Source organism: Haladaptatus salinisoli, assembly GCF_020614375.1.
Taxonomy (GTDB): Archaea; Halobacteriota; Halobacteria; order Halobacteriales; family Haladaptataceae; genus Haladaptatus; species Haladaptatus salinisoli.
The window spans coordinates 1,078,837-1,091,977 of the sequence record NZ_CP085327.1 but is presented as its reverse complement, the minus strand read 5'-3'; the positions used below and the strand labels follow the sequence as shown (position 1 = coordinate 1,091,977).

The window sequence follows — 13,141 nt, the reverse complement described above, 5'->3', positions numbered from 1 at the left end:
CGCGGAGTCGAAGTCGTGATAGCCGTCGTCGTCAGCCGCGCCGACCACGCCTCCGAACACATCGGCGAGCAACTGCTCGCCGAAACGGAGTGGACAGCACGCGAAGACGAAACCCGTCCCGACGCCGAGGGCGGGGGTCGATACTACCGCACCGACGGGTTCGAACTCCGGGAGTTCGACGCACTCCACCTCGACATCGAGGACGCGGCGGACGCCTTCGCCGACCCCGATATGCTCGTTTTCGCCTCCCGGCACTCCGGAGACACCGGGCCGTTGCTCACCGCGCACTTCACGGGGAACTTCGGCCCGGCGCAGTTCGGCGGCGAGGACGGCGAACTGGCTCGGGCGTGTCCCAACGCGCACGCCCGTCTGCTCCGGGCGTTCGACGAGCACGCGCCCCCCGGGTACGACGTGGGCGCGGAGTGCACCCACCACGGCCCGAGCGGCGTCGGCGTTCCCTCGATGTTCGCGGAACTGGGAAGCGACGAGGAACAGTGGCGCGATTCCGATGCCGCCCGCGCCGTCGCTCGCGCCATCCTCGACCTCCGGGGGGTCGAACCGACCCGAGAGCGACAGTTCGTCGGCTTCGGCGGCGGCCACTACGCCCCGCGATTCGAGCGCATCGTCCGCGAGACGGACTGGGCGGTCGGACACGTCGCGTCGGACTGGAACTTGGAGGCGATGGGGTCGCCCGCGGAGAATCGAGCGACGATTCGGCGAGCGTTCGAGCGGAGCGACGCCGAGTACGCCGTCCGCGAGGGCGACTACCCCGAACTCGAATCGGTCGTCGCCGACCTCGGCTATCGAACCGTGAGCGAGACGTGGGTTCGGGAGACGTCCGGCGTCCCCCTCCCGCTCGTCGAGCGACTGGAAACCGACCTCTCGCCGGTCGAGTCGGGGCTTCGGTTCGGCGACCTCGCCGGCGCCTCGGAGGAGTTCGAGGTCGTCGAGCTTCCGGACGACCTGCTCGCCGCCGCCGCGGGCATCGACCGCGAACGGGTGCGCGGACTCGTCGCCGAGCGCACCCTCGCGTTCGAGACGGAGGAAGGCGGCACGCTGGCGGCCGGGAACGCGGCGGTCCGCGGCCCGAGCGATTACGACGCCGTCGTGGACGAACTGGCGGGGTTGCTCGGTGAGAAGTACGACGACGTGGAACGCGCCGCGGAGGAGGTCGTGGTGCGGGAGAGCGCCTTCGACCCGGAGAAAGCCCGCCAACTGGGCGTTCCCGAGGGGCCCGAGTTCGGAAAACTCTCGTCCGGGGTCGCGGTGACCGTGAACGACGAGACGATTCCGCCGGACGCGGTGCGGACGGAACGCGTCCGGCGCTATCGAGTGTGAATTCTGACCTGTCGTCAGACGTATGCCATCTAGAGGGGAAAGATAATTAATCTGCGTTCGTAATTCAAGTCTCAAGGATGGATTCAATTGTCGAAGACGCCATTGAGGAGGCGGAAGGGGAGCAACAGCCCCCCGAGCAGAACCAGATGGGTGGTGCCACCAAGAAGGCATCTCCGTCGGGCACGATGACCGACGAGGAGCTTCAGGACGTACTCAAAGACCTACAGACCAACATCACCGTCGTCGGTTGCGGCGGCGGCGGCGGAAACACGGTGAACCGGATGGCCGAGGAGGGCATCCACGGCGCGTCGCTCGTCGCGGCGAACACCGACGTTCAGCACCTCGTGGAGATAGAGGCGGATACGAAGATACTGATGGGCGAACAGAAGACCAACGGGCGCGGCGCGGGGTCGCTCCCGCAGGTCGGCGAGGAGGCCGCCCTCGAAAGCCAGGAGGAAATCTACGACGCGATCCAAGGGTCGGACATGGTGTTCGTCACCGCCGGACTCGGCGGCGGCACGGGAACTGGGAGCGCCCCGGTCGTCGCCAAGGCCGCCCGCGAGGCCGGCGCGCTCACCATCGCCATCGTCACGACGCCCTTCACGGCGGAGGGCGAAGTCCGGCGCACCAACGCGGAGGCCGGACTCGAACGACTGCGCGACGTGAGCGACACGGTCATCGTCGTCCCGAACGACCGACTGCTCGACTCCGTGGGTAAACTCCCCGTCAAGCAGGCGTTCAAGGTGGCAGACGAGGTGCTCATGCGCTCCGTGAAAGGTATCACGGAACTCATCACCAAGCCGGGGCTCGTCAACCTCGACTTCGCCGACGTTCGCACCGTCATGGAGAAAGGCGGCGTGGCGATGATCGGTCTCGGCGAGAGCGACTCCGACTCGAAAGCGCAGGACTCCGTGAAGAGCGCCCTGCGCTCGCCCCTGCTCGACGTGGACATCAGCGGCGCGAAGTCCGCGCTGGTCAACGTCACGGGCGGCAACGACATGTCCATCGAGGAGGCGGAAGGCGTGGTCGAGCAGATATACGACCGCATCGACCCCGACGCCCGCATCATCTGGGGAACCTCCATCGACGAGAGTTTGGAGGGCACGATGCGCACGATGATAGTCGTCACGGGCGTGCAGTCGCCCCAGATTTACGGCCGCAACGAGGCCGAACAGGCGAAAGCCAAGAGCCGGATGGAAGACATCGACTACGTCGAATAGTCGCGGCCCGGAACCTCGCGACCGTCTCGGACGGTTCGTCGGCGACCACCGCCCGTCTCTCACCTTCACGTCGTTTCTGCCGACGTGCGGATTCGCACCGGACGCACCTTCGATAGCTCCGACCATCGACGTTCCTCCGAGCGTCCGCTGGGTTACCTTGGAAAGATAGAAAAAGCCCGATGGCTAAGCACAACTAACAATGGACGTCAAACTCGACCTCGCGTCGTACGTGCGCGTGCTCAAACTGGCGAGTACGCCCTCGTGGGACGAATTCTCGAAGATATCGAAGATCGCTGGCGCGGGCATCCTGCTCGTCGGGCTGCTCGGCTTCGTCATCTACGCGATCATGAGCGTCTTTCCGGCGTAGGTGAAACAATGGGAATCTACGCAGTAAAGACCACGGCAAGTCAGGAACGCACCGTCGCGGACATGATCGTAAACCGCGAAGAGGAGGAGATTCACGCCGTCCTCGCCCCCGACTCGTTGACGAGTTACGTGATGGTCGAGGCGGACGACGACGCGGTCATCAGGCGCGTGCTGGAGGAGATTCCGCACGCTCGAAGCATGGTGCCCGGCATGAGCAGCATCTCCGAAGTCGAACACTTCCTCTCGCCGACGCCGGACGTGGAGGGCATCGCGGAGGGGGACATCGTGGAACTCATCGCCGGCCCGTTCAAGGGCGAGAAGGCGCAGGTGCAGCGCATCGACGAGGGCAAAGACCAGGTGACGGTCGAACTGTACGAAGCGACGGTTCCGATTCCGGTGACGGTGCGGGGCGACCAGATCCGCGTGTTGGACTCGGAAGAACGGTAGCATCGGAACGACCGGTGGAATCGCGAGTAGCGAGGAACCACCGCTTCTCGGAGGGTGAGCCGACGGCGGAGAGCGGTCGCTATTCCGATTCTCGTGCGGGTCTCACTCCCGCCCGGCGTGAACGACGAACTCCAGCGCGTTGACGAGGTAGTGGGCGACGACCACGACCAGCAGGCTCCCGGAGAGGACGAACGCGACGGCGAGGACGCCGCCGAGCGCCCCCGTCACGAGGATACCGCCCGCCCCTTGCGCGCCGTGGCCCACCGCGAACGCGACCGTCGACCCGAGCGCGAGGAGCCACGGCGAGACGCCGTACCCCGCGGTCAGCGCGCCGACGAGCGCCGCGCGAAAGAGGAACTCCTCGAACCCGGCGATGACGGGGAGGACGACGCCGAGTAGGAGGAGCCACCCGCCGGGCGTGTCCGGCGTGAGCATCTCGCGCAGGCCGTCCTCGTAGTCGATGCCCAGCGCGTCCGCCCCCCGCTGGCCGAGTTCGTTCGCCGCGAACAGCGCCGCGCCGAGCGCGACGCCGAGACCGAACTCCCGGAGGGTCGGCGACCCGACGCCGAGCGCGGCGGGCGGAATCGCGGCGAGCACCGCCGCCCCGACCAGCACCGCGCCGAACAGTCCCTGACTCAGCGCGACGTTGAGGAGGAGCCTCCCCGGCGTGAGCTTCTCGGCCGGTTCGACGGCGGGGGTCGCCCGTTCGGCGGCGCGGCCGGCGACTTCAGGTCCGTCCGCGCGCACCGCCCCCGGTTCGGCCGCGTCCGCGTCGGTCGCCGATTCGACGGATTCGTCGGGACGCGGGGCGTCCTCGGGACGGTCGATACCGTCACCCTCCGGCGGGTCGGCCAGCATCGCCTGCGACGCTCGCGCCAAGGCTATCAGGATGGCGAGGACGAGGAGCGCGACGGCGGCGAAGGCGTTCCAGTTCGGCGCGGGCATTCGAACGCGAGTTCGACGCCGTGCGGTGAAAAGTTGTCTACTCCGCTTTCGGCGTCGGGGTGACTCTTCGGCGCAGTCGTTGCCCGACCCTCTTCGGCGCGAAAAACGACGGAAAACGAAGGCGTCTTGGGGGTCTTACTGCGGACTGGGACGACCGGAGGTGCCGCCGATTTCGTGCTCGAGGGCGCTTCCGGTGATGTTCTTTAGTCGGTCGATGAGGCTGTCCTTCTCGGGTTCGCCGGCGAGGGCGACCTCGAGGACTTCGCTGATGTGCGAGACGGGGATGATTTCGACCATCTCCTCGTACTCCTCTTCTATCATCACGTCCTGTTCGTTGGACTTCGGGATGATGACCGTCTCGATGCCGGCCTTCGCGGCGGCCTCTATCTTGTGGGTCACCCCGCCGACGGGGAGCACGTCGCCGCGCACCGACAGCGAACCGGTCATCGCCACGTCCTGTTGCACGGGCGCGTCCTCCAGCGCGCTGATGACGGCGGTGGCGACCGTGATGGACGCCGAGTCGCCGTCCACGCCCTGCTGGCCGGCCTGCACGAACTGGATGTGCACGTCCTTCTCGCTGATGTCCTCGTCGCTGAACTTCTTGATGATGGCCGAGACGTTCTTCACGGACTCCTCGGCCATCTCCTTGAGTTGGCCGGTGGCGATGACGTTACCCGGCCCCTGCGACGGCGTCACTTCTGCCATCACGGGGAGCATGATGCCGCTGTCCTCGCCCATGACCGCGAGACCGTTGACGCGCCCGATGACCTCGCCGTCGGAGACGGTGAGTTCGTAGTCCTTGCGGCGCTCGATGTAGTCGTCGGCGATCTGCTGCTCGATGGAGCGCGAGCGGCGCTTCGCCTGCAGCACGTGGTCGCGGGTCGTGTGGTCCGCGTCCTCCGCGCGGGCGATGTCGCCGGCCACGCGGACGAGTCCGCCGAGGTCGCGCAGTTTGAGCGTGAGGTGGTCCTTCCGCCCGGCGCGGCGCTGGGCTTCGAGGATGACCTCCTCGACGGCGTCCGCGTCGAAGTGCGGGAGACGGCCGTCCTTCTCGACTTCCTGCGCGACGAACCGCGAGTACTTGCGCCGCATCTCGGGCGTGTCCTCGATGGTGTCGTCCATGTACACCTCGTACCCGTACCCCTTGATGCGCGAGCGGAGCGCGGGGTGCATGTTCTCCATCGCGTCCAGGTTCCCCGCCGCGACCATGATGAAGTCGGTCGGGACGGGTTCGGTCTGCACCATCGCGCCCGAGGACCGCTCGGACTGACCGGTGATGCCGAACTCGCCTTCCTGAATGGCGGTCATCAGCTTCTGCTGGCTGCGGATGTCGAGCGTGTTTATCTCGTCGACGAACAGCACGCCCTTGTTGGCTTTGTGGATGGCCCCCGGCTCCACGCGGTCGTGGCTGGGCGTCTCCATGCCGCCCGACTGGAAGGGGTCGTGGCGCACGTCGCCCAGCAGCGCGCCGGCGTGGGCGCCCGTCGCGTCCTCGAACGGCGCGCTGGTCACGTCGCTGTTGTTGACCAGCAGGTTCGGAATCATCGCATCGCTACCGCGGGAACCGTAGCGGAACGCGAGGTAGATGACGCCCGCCGCGAGGATGCCGAGTAGCGGTCGCCCGGCGATGAGCAGGGCGTACCCCACCACGATGGCGATGATGACCCACATCAGGAACGAGCGCATCTGGTTGCGCTTGCGCGCTTCCTCCTTGTGAGCTTCGATTATCTGCTCGCCCTTCCCGGCGGGAACCGTCCTGACTTTCGGCTCGTTCCCGTCGTCGGGGTTGTGGTAGACGAGCACGTCCTGCAGGTCCTCCTTCGGGAGGAGTTGGCTCATCGCCTTCGCCAGCATCGACTTCCCGGTACCGGGCGTGCCGATCATCATCACGTGGCGGCGCTGCTTCGCCGCCTTCATCACCACGTCACGGGCGTGGTCTTGACCGATGACCTGATCGACCAGTCGGTCCGGTATCTCGACCTCTTCCGTGCTTTCTATCTCTAGTCCACCGAGCAGGTCGTCTTCGGCGACGTCGCCGTCGACGTCCACTTCGCTACCGAGGCTATCGACCTCTCGCTCGGTTTCCTGCTCCGGTGGTGGTGCTTCGGTGTCGTTACTCATAGAATTCGGTCAGTGTAATCGAAAACAGGGCAGGCGAACTGATATACTTTCTCCCTCCGACTGCGCGTGCCCCTTCTCCCGTCCGCGTGTCACGGCGTAAGTCCGCCGTTGCGCTTCGACCGGGACTCGTCATCCTTATAAAAACGTTCCCCGTCGGTTCGACCATGACTCGCGGGTTCTACATCGGGCGCTTCCAACCCTACCACAACGGCCACCACAGCGTCGTCGAAAACATCGCCGAAGAAGTGGACGAACTCGTCCTCGGAATCGGGAGCGCGGGCGACTCCCACACCCGGCACGACCCCTTCACGGCGGGCGAGCGCATCATGATGATAACGAAGTCGACGAGCGACTTCGACCTCGTCACCTACGCGGTCCCCATCGAGGACTTGGACAGGAACTCCGTGTGGGTGAGCCACGTCCAGAGCATGAGTCCGGACTTCGACGTGGCGTACTCGAACAACCCCCTCGTCATCCAGCTGTTCACGGAGGCCGGCGTCGAGGTGCGCCAATCGCCGATGTTCAACCGCGACGTGCTCGAAGGCACCGAAGTTCGCGACCGGATGATAGACGGCGGCGACTGGCGGAGGCTCGTCCCGGAGTCGGTCGCGGAGGTCATCGACGAAATCGGCGGCATCCAGCGCATCCAGCGCGTCAGCCAGACGGACGCGAACGGCGGGTGACGCGACCGACTCATCCGAAGTCGTCAATCGCCGCCAGTACCTGCTCCGCCCCGGACGCCCGAAGGAACGTCGAGTCGGACGGCTCGGAGACGATCTCCGCCCGGGACCAGAAGCGCGCGGCCGCGGCGTCGTCGCCCGCCCGAACGTCTCCGCCCGTCGCCGCGGCCGAAACCGCGTAATTTATCGACACCATCGTCGCCCCGCTCTCGAACGTCAGAAACCCCGTCCCGAGCAGCGAGAGGTCGTCGGGGGCGACCGTCGCGTTGGTCTCCTCCTCGAGCTCGCGGGCGGCGGCGACGGCGGGCGGTTCGTCGGCCTCGACGTGGCCGCCCGGAAGGGCCCACGCTCCGACGTCCGCCCCGCGCCCCCGTCGAATCAACGGGACGCCGTCGTCGTCCACGACGGCCGTCCCGGCCATCGGAACCGGGTTGCGATACGTCGTCAACTCGCACCGGTCGCAGTGCGGGAACGTCCGTCCGTCCGTCCCGCGTTCGCGCCCCCAACTCGTCGCCGCACCCCGGACAGTAGACGGGACGCGCCGTTTCCAACGTCCGTACCACGGTCGCTCCTTTCGGCACGACGACGTAAGGCTGCCGACGCCGCCGTTTTTACGCCCGCGTTCCTACGTCGTCCCATGATAACCCTCTCGTCGGACTTCGGCGCGCCGTACCCGGCGGCGATGAAAGGCGTCATCCTCCGGCGCAGCGACGCCCGGCTCGTCGACGTCGCGCACGATTTCCCCCGGCAGGACGTTCGAACGACCGCGTTTTGGCTGCGCGAGGTGCTCCCCTACTTCCCGCCCGCCGTCCACCTCGTCGTGGTCGACCCCGGCGTCGGCACCGACCGCGCGGCCCTCGCGGTTCGAGCGGGCGACCACGCCCTCGTCGGGCCGGACAACGGCGTCTTGCTTCCGGTCGCCCGCGAACTCGGCGACCCGGAGGTCTTCCGAATCGAGTACGAGGACGCGGACAGTTCGACGTTCCACGGGCGGGACGTGTTCGCGCCCGCCGCCGCGCGAATCCACGAGGAAGGCGTCGGTTCGCTCGAAACCCTGTCCGACATCGCGCCGGCGGACGGGTTCGAGGACCTGCGGTTTCCGGAACCGACGGTCGGCGAGCGCGAGGCGACGGGCGAACTCCTCGTCGTGGACGACTTCGGGAACGCCGTCACGAACGTCCCCGGCGAGTTCGTGGACGACGCGGAGGAACTCGAGGTCAACGGCGCGTCCGCACCGGTCGCCCCGTCGTACGCGCACGTCGAACCCGGCCGGCGTCTCGTGACCGTCGGCAGCCACGGAAACGTCGAACTCGCGGTGAACCGCGGTCGGGGCGACGAGGCGTTCGGCGTCTCGGTCGGCGACGAGATTCGATTGGAAAAACGATAGGCGCGAGCGCCGACCGGCTACATCCGTTTCTTAACGTCGCTGACGCCTTCCAGCACCGACTTCCGCTCGAAGTAGAGGAGTTCGAGCAACAGCACGACGACGGCGATACCGACGACCAGCACGAGTATGTCGCGCTGGGCGGTGTAGAGGTGCCAGATCAACAGCGGGAGGAAGGCGGCGCTTCCGACCAGACCGACCGCGGGAACCGCGGCGCTGATCTCCTCGCTGTCGCGTTCTCGGAACGCGAGGTAGCTCATCGCGCCGAACACCACGATGAACGACAGGGACGCGAACTCGGTTATCGCTTCGAGGCTGCCGTACACCGTGAACGCTACCGTGAACAGGCCGATGACGAGCAGCGTTCGCGTCGGCGGCCCCTCGGCGGAGGCGTCCCCTATCTCGTCCGGCAGGAGGCCGTCGGCGAGCATTCCCTTGGAGAAGAGCGCGGTGCTGAACATGGTCGCGTTGATGGCGCTCGCGGTCGAGAACAGCGCCGCGACGCCGATGGCGAGGTAGCCGATTTGCCCCGCGAACCGCCGGGCCGCGATGGCGAGCGCGACGTCCGGATGTTTGGCGACCTGTCCCTGACTCACGAGGCTGATGGTCACGAGCGCGACGGCCACGTAGATGAGCGTCGCGACGGGAATCGAGACGTAGACCGCCTTCGTGATGTTCTCGACCGGATTTTCGATGCTGTCCTGGTCGTACATGAGCAGTTGCCACCCCTCGAAGGAGACGAACGAGACGGCGGCGGCGACGAACGGTCCGACGGGGTGGCGCACCGCCTCCGAGACGCCGAGTTTCAACTGGCCGTGCGAGTAGGCGAACCAGATGCCGACGACGCCGAACAGCACCACGATTCCGACCTTGAGCGCGACGAGCACGTCCTCGGCCACGCCCGACTCGCGCGCGCCGAGGACGTTGAGGCCGACGAACCCGACGACGACGAGCGCGGACACGACGGGGCGAGTCGGCAACCCGAGCACCGGAATCGTGGATAGGCCGAACACCCGGCCGAAGTACGCGCCGAAGGCGAACCCGTACATCGCCATCGTGCCGATGTAGCCGACGACGAGCGCCCAACCGACCATCCCGGCCAGCGTCGGCCGACCGACGAACTCCTCGATGAACGTCACCGACCCGCCCCGCGAGTCGCTCAACTGGTTCAGTTTGACGTAGGAGTAGCCGGTGCACATCGCGACGATACCGGCGGCGAAGTACGCGAGCCACGCGGTCGGCCCAGCGACCTTGGCGACGACGCCCAGCACCGCGAAGATTCCGCCGCCGATGATTCCCCCGAGCGCGAACGACACCGACTCCCCGAGACCGAGCGTTCCCTCTCCCATACGCCCCCCTTTCGTCCCCGTCGGTTTTACTGTTCTCGCCGAACCGGCTGCCGGTTCCGCCGCGCACCCGCCAGCGCGGGTCCGAACGCGAAGAAGACGATGCCCGTCCAGAGCACGGCGAAAACGAGCGCACCGCTCATGGTGGTCGCGGCGTGCCGGAGAAGCCCCGCGCTCGCGGAATCGGACGTGTCGAGCACGACGTAAAATGCAAACTGCGTCGGCGTGTTCGCCAGCAGGACGGTCGCGGCGACTGCGAGCGCGTCGCGGGTGGGAGTTCGCCCCCGCCGACTTCCGAGGGCGGTGCGGGCACCCTTACGGCGGTCCGTCATGGAAATCGGGTTCAAAACGCGGCGGCTTCAACGCTCCGATGCGAGCGCGGCGTTCCGCTTCGCTCACGCCGTCCGTTCGCTGTCGAACCGCGACGCGTACGAGACCAGTCCGAACAGGAGGACCAACACGCCGGTCGTCACTGCCATGCCGAAGACGGCCATCACCGCCGGGGACATCTCGAACAGCGGGACGCCGAACAGGTCCATCGTCGTCCCGCGGTTCTGTCCGGTCGTACCGACGACGAATCCGATGCCGCCCGCGACGAGGACGACGACCGCGGCGGTGGCGAGGAAGATGGGGCGTCCGGAGACGATACGGTCGTTCATCGTCCGGAGTTGACGTTCCGGAGGGTTAGGGTTTGCTACTCGGGGCGCGAAAACGGAGAACGGTCGAGTCGAAGGCGCTTACTCCGCGGCGATGACGTCGTCGATGCGCGCGATCATCGTCGCGGCTTCGGTGGCGCTCTCGACGGCCTCGCGCTTGACGGCGGCGGGATCGATGACGCCGGCTTCGACGGGGTCCGCGATTTCGCCGGTCTCGCCGGAGGAGATGATGCCGGCGCGTCCCGGCGCGTCGTCGTTGCCCGCGCGGAGGTCGACCAGCGCGTCGATGGGGTCCATGCCGGTGTTCTCCGCGAGGGTGCGCGGGAGCACCTCGACCGCGTCGGCGAAGGCTTCGACGGCGAGTTGTTGGCGGCCCTCGATGCCCGCGGCGTCGTCGCGGACGCGCCCCGCGATGTTGATTTCGGTCGCGCCGGCCCCGGGGACGACGTTGCCGGTGTCGACGGCGGAGGCGACCACGTCGAGGGCGTCGGTCAGCGCGCGCTCCAGTTCGTCGACGACGTGTTCCGTGCCGCCGCGGACGAAGACGGTGACGGACTTGGCCGCCGCGCCGCCCTCGACGAACGCGAGGTCCTCGTCGCCGTACTTCTCGACGCGGATGCGGTCCGCGTGGCCGAGTTCGTCGTCGTCGATGTCGTCCGGCTTGCCCGTGCGTTTGCCGCCCGTCGCTTGCGCGATGGCGGTCGTCAGGTCGTCGTCCACGTCCTCGAAGGCGAGGATGCCGTGGTCGGCGAGGTACGAGGCGGTTCGGTCGTCGATGGAGGAGTGCGAGAAGACGACGTCGACGCCCGCGTCGGCGATGGCGTCGGCGAGGTCGCGGAGCTGACGGTCTTCCGCGTCCATCGCGGCGGTGAGCTGGTCGACGTTGTCGACGGAGTACTCGGCGTCGATGTCCGTCTCGCGGACGCCGAAGTTACCGTCGGTGGCGAGGATGGTCGCGTCCTCGACCGAGCGCGGCATGTTCTTGTTCGCGGGTTCGGCGTCGGTGACGATGCCCTCGATGAGTTCCGTCGCGCTGGAACTCGACCCGACCTGCGTGTGGACGCGCACGTCGTCGCGTTCGACGCGGTCGTCGCCCTCGACGTGGCGGATGGCCCCGACGACGACTTCCGCGAGTCGCTCGGTCGCCACGTCGCCGGTTCCTTTGCCGGTCATGCTCGATTCGGCGACCTGTCGCAGGAGTTCGTCGTCGATGTCGGCGTCGAGCGCGAGTTCGTTGATCGCCTGCAGCGCGATGTCGCGGGCGCGGGCGTAGCCCTCCACGATGGTCGTCGGGTGGACGTCCTGTTCGAGGAGGTTCTCGGCCTTGGCGAGGAGTTCGCCGGCGAGCACCGAGGCGGTGGTCGTCCCGTCGCCGATCTCGTCTTCCTGCGTCTGGGCGACCTCGACGATCATCTGGGCCGCCGGGTGCTCGATGTCCATCGAGTCGAGGATGGTCGCCCCGTCGTTCGTGATGACCACGTCGCCGGAGTCGGAGACGAGCATCTTGTCCATTCCTCGCGGGCCGAGCGTGGTGCGTACGGCCTCGCTCACCGCCTTCCCTGCCGTGATGTTGGAGGACTGAGCGTCTCGACCGTGCGTTCGCTGCGTCCCCTCGCTGAGGATGAACATCGGTCGTCCGCCCATGCGTCGCTGTCCGAAGCCTGATTCTGACATCAGTATAACGAATGATTGATATTCTATATAAATGTTTCTACTAAGTTCGCAGGACGCGACGGAACCCCGCGCTCGTCGGCCTCCCGACCGATAGATTCAAACCGGATTATCTCCGAAAGATGGTGCGATGCTGGAACTGGAGCACCGCTTTCGCGTCGTGGACGTACACGCTCAACTTCCCGTGGAAGAACCCGTCACGGCGCGGGGGCGGGCCATCTCGCCCGAGAAGTTGGAGCGCGAGATGCATCAAGCGGGCGTCGTCGCCGCCGTCGTCTTCCCCGGCCCGCGCGAGGGCGAGAGCTACCTGCGGGCGAACAACGCCGTCGCCCGGCGGAGCGTCGAGCGCCCGTTCGTCGCGTTCGCTCGCATCAACGGGCCGCGCGACCCGACGGGGGGCGCGACGGCGCGACTGCGGAACTTCGGCGCGAGCCGAAAGGACTGGCACACCGCGCCGGACGACATCGAACAGTACGCCTACGACGACCGGTTCCACGGCTTCAAGATAGACCCCACCTGCGACGGCCTGCCGGACGACGACGTGCTCGACCAATTGGAGGACGTCGGCCTCCCGCTCATCGTCCACGCGGGCGAGGGATTCCCGCCCGGTGCGGCGGCGGAAACCCTGCTCGACCGGTCGTTCCCCGTCGTCCTCTCGCACTTCGGCGGCTACCCGTTGAACCGCGACCTGATGGACGAGGCCATCGACACGCTCGATTCCTACGACGACTGCTATTTAGATACGAGTTTCGTGCGCTACCGCGAGCAACTGGAGCGCGCCGTCATGGAACACCCCGACCGCGTGCTGTTCGGCAGCGGCGCTCCGAACGCCCACCCGAACGTCGCGGTGATGGAGGTGTTGACCCTCGACGTGCCGGAGGACGCCATGCGGAAGGTGTTCTCGAAGAACCCGTCGCGGGTGGTGGCGGCGCTCGCGTCGGACAGCGACGACTGAGAGAAGACCGGC

At 67.1% G+C, this 13,141-nt stretch carries 14 protein-coding genes; 7 read left to right on the top strand and 7 right to left on the bottom strand.

Going from position 1 to position 13,141, the window contains the following annotated elements:
* Window positions 1-15 precede the first annotated feature (15 nt).
* From LIX00_RS06020 to LIX00_RS06005, 4 genes are all read left to right on the top strand, one after another.
* A complete protein-coding gene (locus tag LIX00_RS06020) occupies window positions 16-1,338 on the top strand; it encodes a D-aminoacyl-tRNA deacylase (protein ID WP_227355297.1) in 1,323 nt (440 codons plus the stop codon).
* Window positions 1,339-1,415: 77 nt separating this feature from the next.
* On the top strand, window positions 1,416-2,558 hold the full coding sequence (gene ftsZ, locus LIX00_RS06015; RefSeq protein WP_227355296.1) for a cell division protein FtsZ: 1,143 nt from the start codon (window positions 1,416-1,418) through the stop codon (window positions 2,556-2,558).
* Window positions 2,559-2,757: 199 nt separating this feature from the next.
* Window positions 2,758-2,925, top strand: a complete 168-nt coding sequence (locus LIX00_RS06010) for a protein translocase SEC61 complex subunit gamma (RefSeq protein ID WP_227355295.1) — start codon at window positions 2,758-2,760, stop codon at window positions 2,923-2,925.
* A gap of 8 nt (window positions 2,926-2,933) precedes the next feature.
* Window positions 2,934-3,371 carry a transcription elongation factor Spt5 gene (locus tag LIX00_RS06005; RefSeq protein ID WP_227355294.1) on the top strand — a complete coding sequence of 146 codons (438 nt, stop codon included), beginning with the start codon at window positions 2,934-2,936 and terminating at the stop codon, window positions 3,369-3,371.
* A 102-nt stretch (window positions 3,372-3,473) separates the two neighbouring features.
* Here LIX00_RS06005 and LIX00_RS06000 read toward each other — a convergent pair whose 3' ends face one another.
* Both LIX00_RS06000 and lonB read right to left on the bottom strand, forming a co-directional pair.
* Window positions 3,474-4,316 (bottom strand): CPBP family intramembrane glutamic endopeptidase, encoded by an 843-nt coding sequence (locus LIX00_RS06000; RefSeq protein WP_227355293.1) that lies wholly within the window; start codon window positions 4,314-4,316, stop codon window positions 3,474-3,476.
* Between the two features lie 135 nt (window positions 4,317-4,451).
* Window positions 4,452-6,437, bottom strand: a complete 1,986-nt coding sequence (gene lonB, locus LIX00_RS05995; protein ID WP_227355292.1) for an ATP-dependent protease LonB — start codon at window positions 6,435-6,437, stop codon at window positions 4,452-4,454.
* Between the two features lie 164 nt (window positions 6,438-6,601).
* On the opposite strand from lonB, the gene LIX00_RS05990 reads away from it, so the two are divergent.
* Complete coding sequence (locus LIX00_RS05990; protein ID WP_227355291.1) at window positions 6,602-7,120, top strand: nicotinamide-nucleotide adenylyltransferase; 519 nt, start codon at window positions 6,602-6,604, stop codon at window positions 7,118-7,120.
* A 10-nt stretch (window positions 7,121-7,130) separates the two neighbouring features.
* Here LIX00_RS05990 and LIX00_RS05985 read toward each other — a convergent pair whose 3' ends face one another.
* Entirely contained in the window at window positions 7,131-7,565 is a 435-nt protein-coding gene (locus LIX00_RS05985; RefSeq protein WP_227355290.1) for an NUDIX hydrolase, read from the bottom strand.
* Window positions 7,566-7,754: 189 nt separating this feature from the next.
* Here LIX00_RS05985 and LIX00_RS05980 point away from each other — a divergent pair, with 189 nt between their 5' ends.
* Window positions 7,755-8,504 (top strand): SAM hydrolase/SAM-dependent halogenase family protein, encoded by a 750-nt coding sequence (locus LIX00_RS05980; protein WP_227355289.1) that lies wholly within the window; start codon window positions 7,755-7,757, stop codon window positions 8,502-8,504.
* Window positions 8,505-8,521: 17 nt separating this feature from the next.
* Here the strand turns inward: LIX00_RS05980 and LIX00_RS05975 are convergent, their stop codons facing one another.
* The 4 genes from LIX00_RS05975 to thsA form a co-directional block, all read right to left on the bottom strand.
* The gene (locus LIX00_RS05975) at window positions 8,522-9,850 is read right to left on the bottom strand and encodes an APC family permease (protein ID WP_227355288.1); all 1,329 of its coding nucleotides are present in this window, start codon (window positions 9,848-9,850) and stop codon (window positions 8,522-8,524) included.
* A 26-nt stretch (window positions 9,851-9,876) separates the two neighbouring features.
* On the bottom strand, window positions 9,877-10,179 hold the full coding sequence (locus LIX00_RS05970; RefSeq protein ID WP_227355287.1) for a hypothetical protein: 303 nt from the start codon (window positions 10,177-10,179) through the stop codon (window positions 9,877-9,879).
* Window positions 10,180-10,242: 63 nt separating this feature from the next.
* Window positions 10,243-10,506 carry a DUF7520 family protein gene (locus tag LIX00_RS05965; protein ID WP_227355286.1) on the bottom strand — a complete coding sequence of 88 codons (264 nt, stop codon included), beginning with the start codon at window positions 10,504-10,506 and terminating at the stop codon, window positions 10,243-10,245.
* A 78-nt stretch (window positions 10,507-10,584) separates the two neighbouring features.
* Complete coding sequence (gene thsA / locus LIX00_RS05960; protein ID WP_227355669.1) at window positions 10,585-12,147, bottom strand: thermosome subunit alpha; 1,563 nt, start codon at window positions 12,145-12,147, stop codon at window positions 10,585-10,587.
* A gap of 157 nt (window positions 12,148-12,304) precedes the next feature.
* Between thsA and LIX00_RS05955 the strand changes: the two genes are divergently transcribed.
* Window positions 12,305-13,129: an amidohydrolase family protein gene (locus LIX00_RS05955; protein ID WP_227355285.1), complete on the top strand. Its 825-nt coding sequence runs from the start codon at window positions 12,305-12,307 to the stop codon at window positions 13,127-13,129.
* Window positions 13,130-13,141: the final 12 nt, after the last annotated feature.

Coding starts and splice junctions, on each gene's coding strand:
- LIX00_RS06010 (WP_227355295.1), top strand. CDS start 2,758: ATGGACGTCAAACTCGACCTCGCGTCGTACGTGCGCGTGCTCAAACTG.
- LIX00_RS05965 (WP_227355286.1), bottom strand. CDS start 10,506: ATGAACGACCGTATCGTCTCCGGACGCCCCATCTTCCTCGCCACCGCC.
- LIX00_RS05970 (WP_227355287.1), bottom strand. CDS start 10,179: ATGACGGACCGCCGTAAGGGTGCCCGCACCGCCCTCGGAAGTCGGCGG.
- LIX00_RS05990 (WP_227355291.1), top strand. CDS start 6,602: ATGACTCGCGGGTTCTACATCGGGCGCTTCCAACCCTACCACAACGGC.
- thsA (WP_227355669.1), bottom strand. CDS start 12,147: ATGGGCGGACGACCGATGTTCATCCTCAGCGAGGGGACGCAGCGAACG.
- LIX00_RS05955 (WP_227355285.1), top strand. CDS start 12,305: ATGCTGGAACTGGAGCACCGCTTTCGCGTCGTGGACGTACACGCTCAA.
- lonB (WP_227355292.1), bottom strand. CDS start 6,437: ATGAGTAACGACACCGAAGCACCACCACCGGAGCAGGAAACCGAGCGA.
- LIX00_RS06000 (WP_227355293.1), bottom strand. CDS start 4,316: ATGCCCGCGCCGAACTGGAACGCCTTCGCCGCCGTCGCGCTCCTCGTC.
- LIX00_RS05980 (WP_227355289.1), top strand. CDS start 7,755: ATGATAACCCTCTCGTCGGACTTCGGCGCGCCGTACCCGGCGGCGATG.
- ftsZ (WP_227355296.1), top strand. CDS start 1,416: ATGGATTCAATTGTCGAAGACGCCATTGAGGAGGCGGAAGGGGAGCAA.
- LIX00_RS06005 (WP_227355294.1), top strand. CDS start 2,934: ATGGGAATCTACGCAGTAAAGACCACGGCAAGTCAGGAACGCACCGTC.
- LIX00_RS05975 (WP_227355288.1), bottom strand. CDS start 9,850: ATGGGAGAGGGAACGCTCGGTCTCGGGGAGTCGGTGTCGTTCGCGCTC.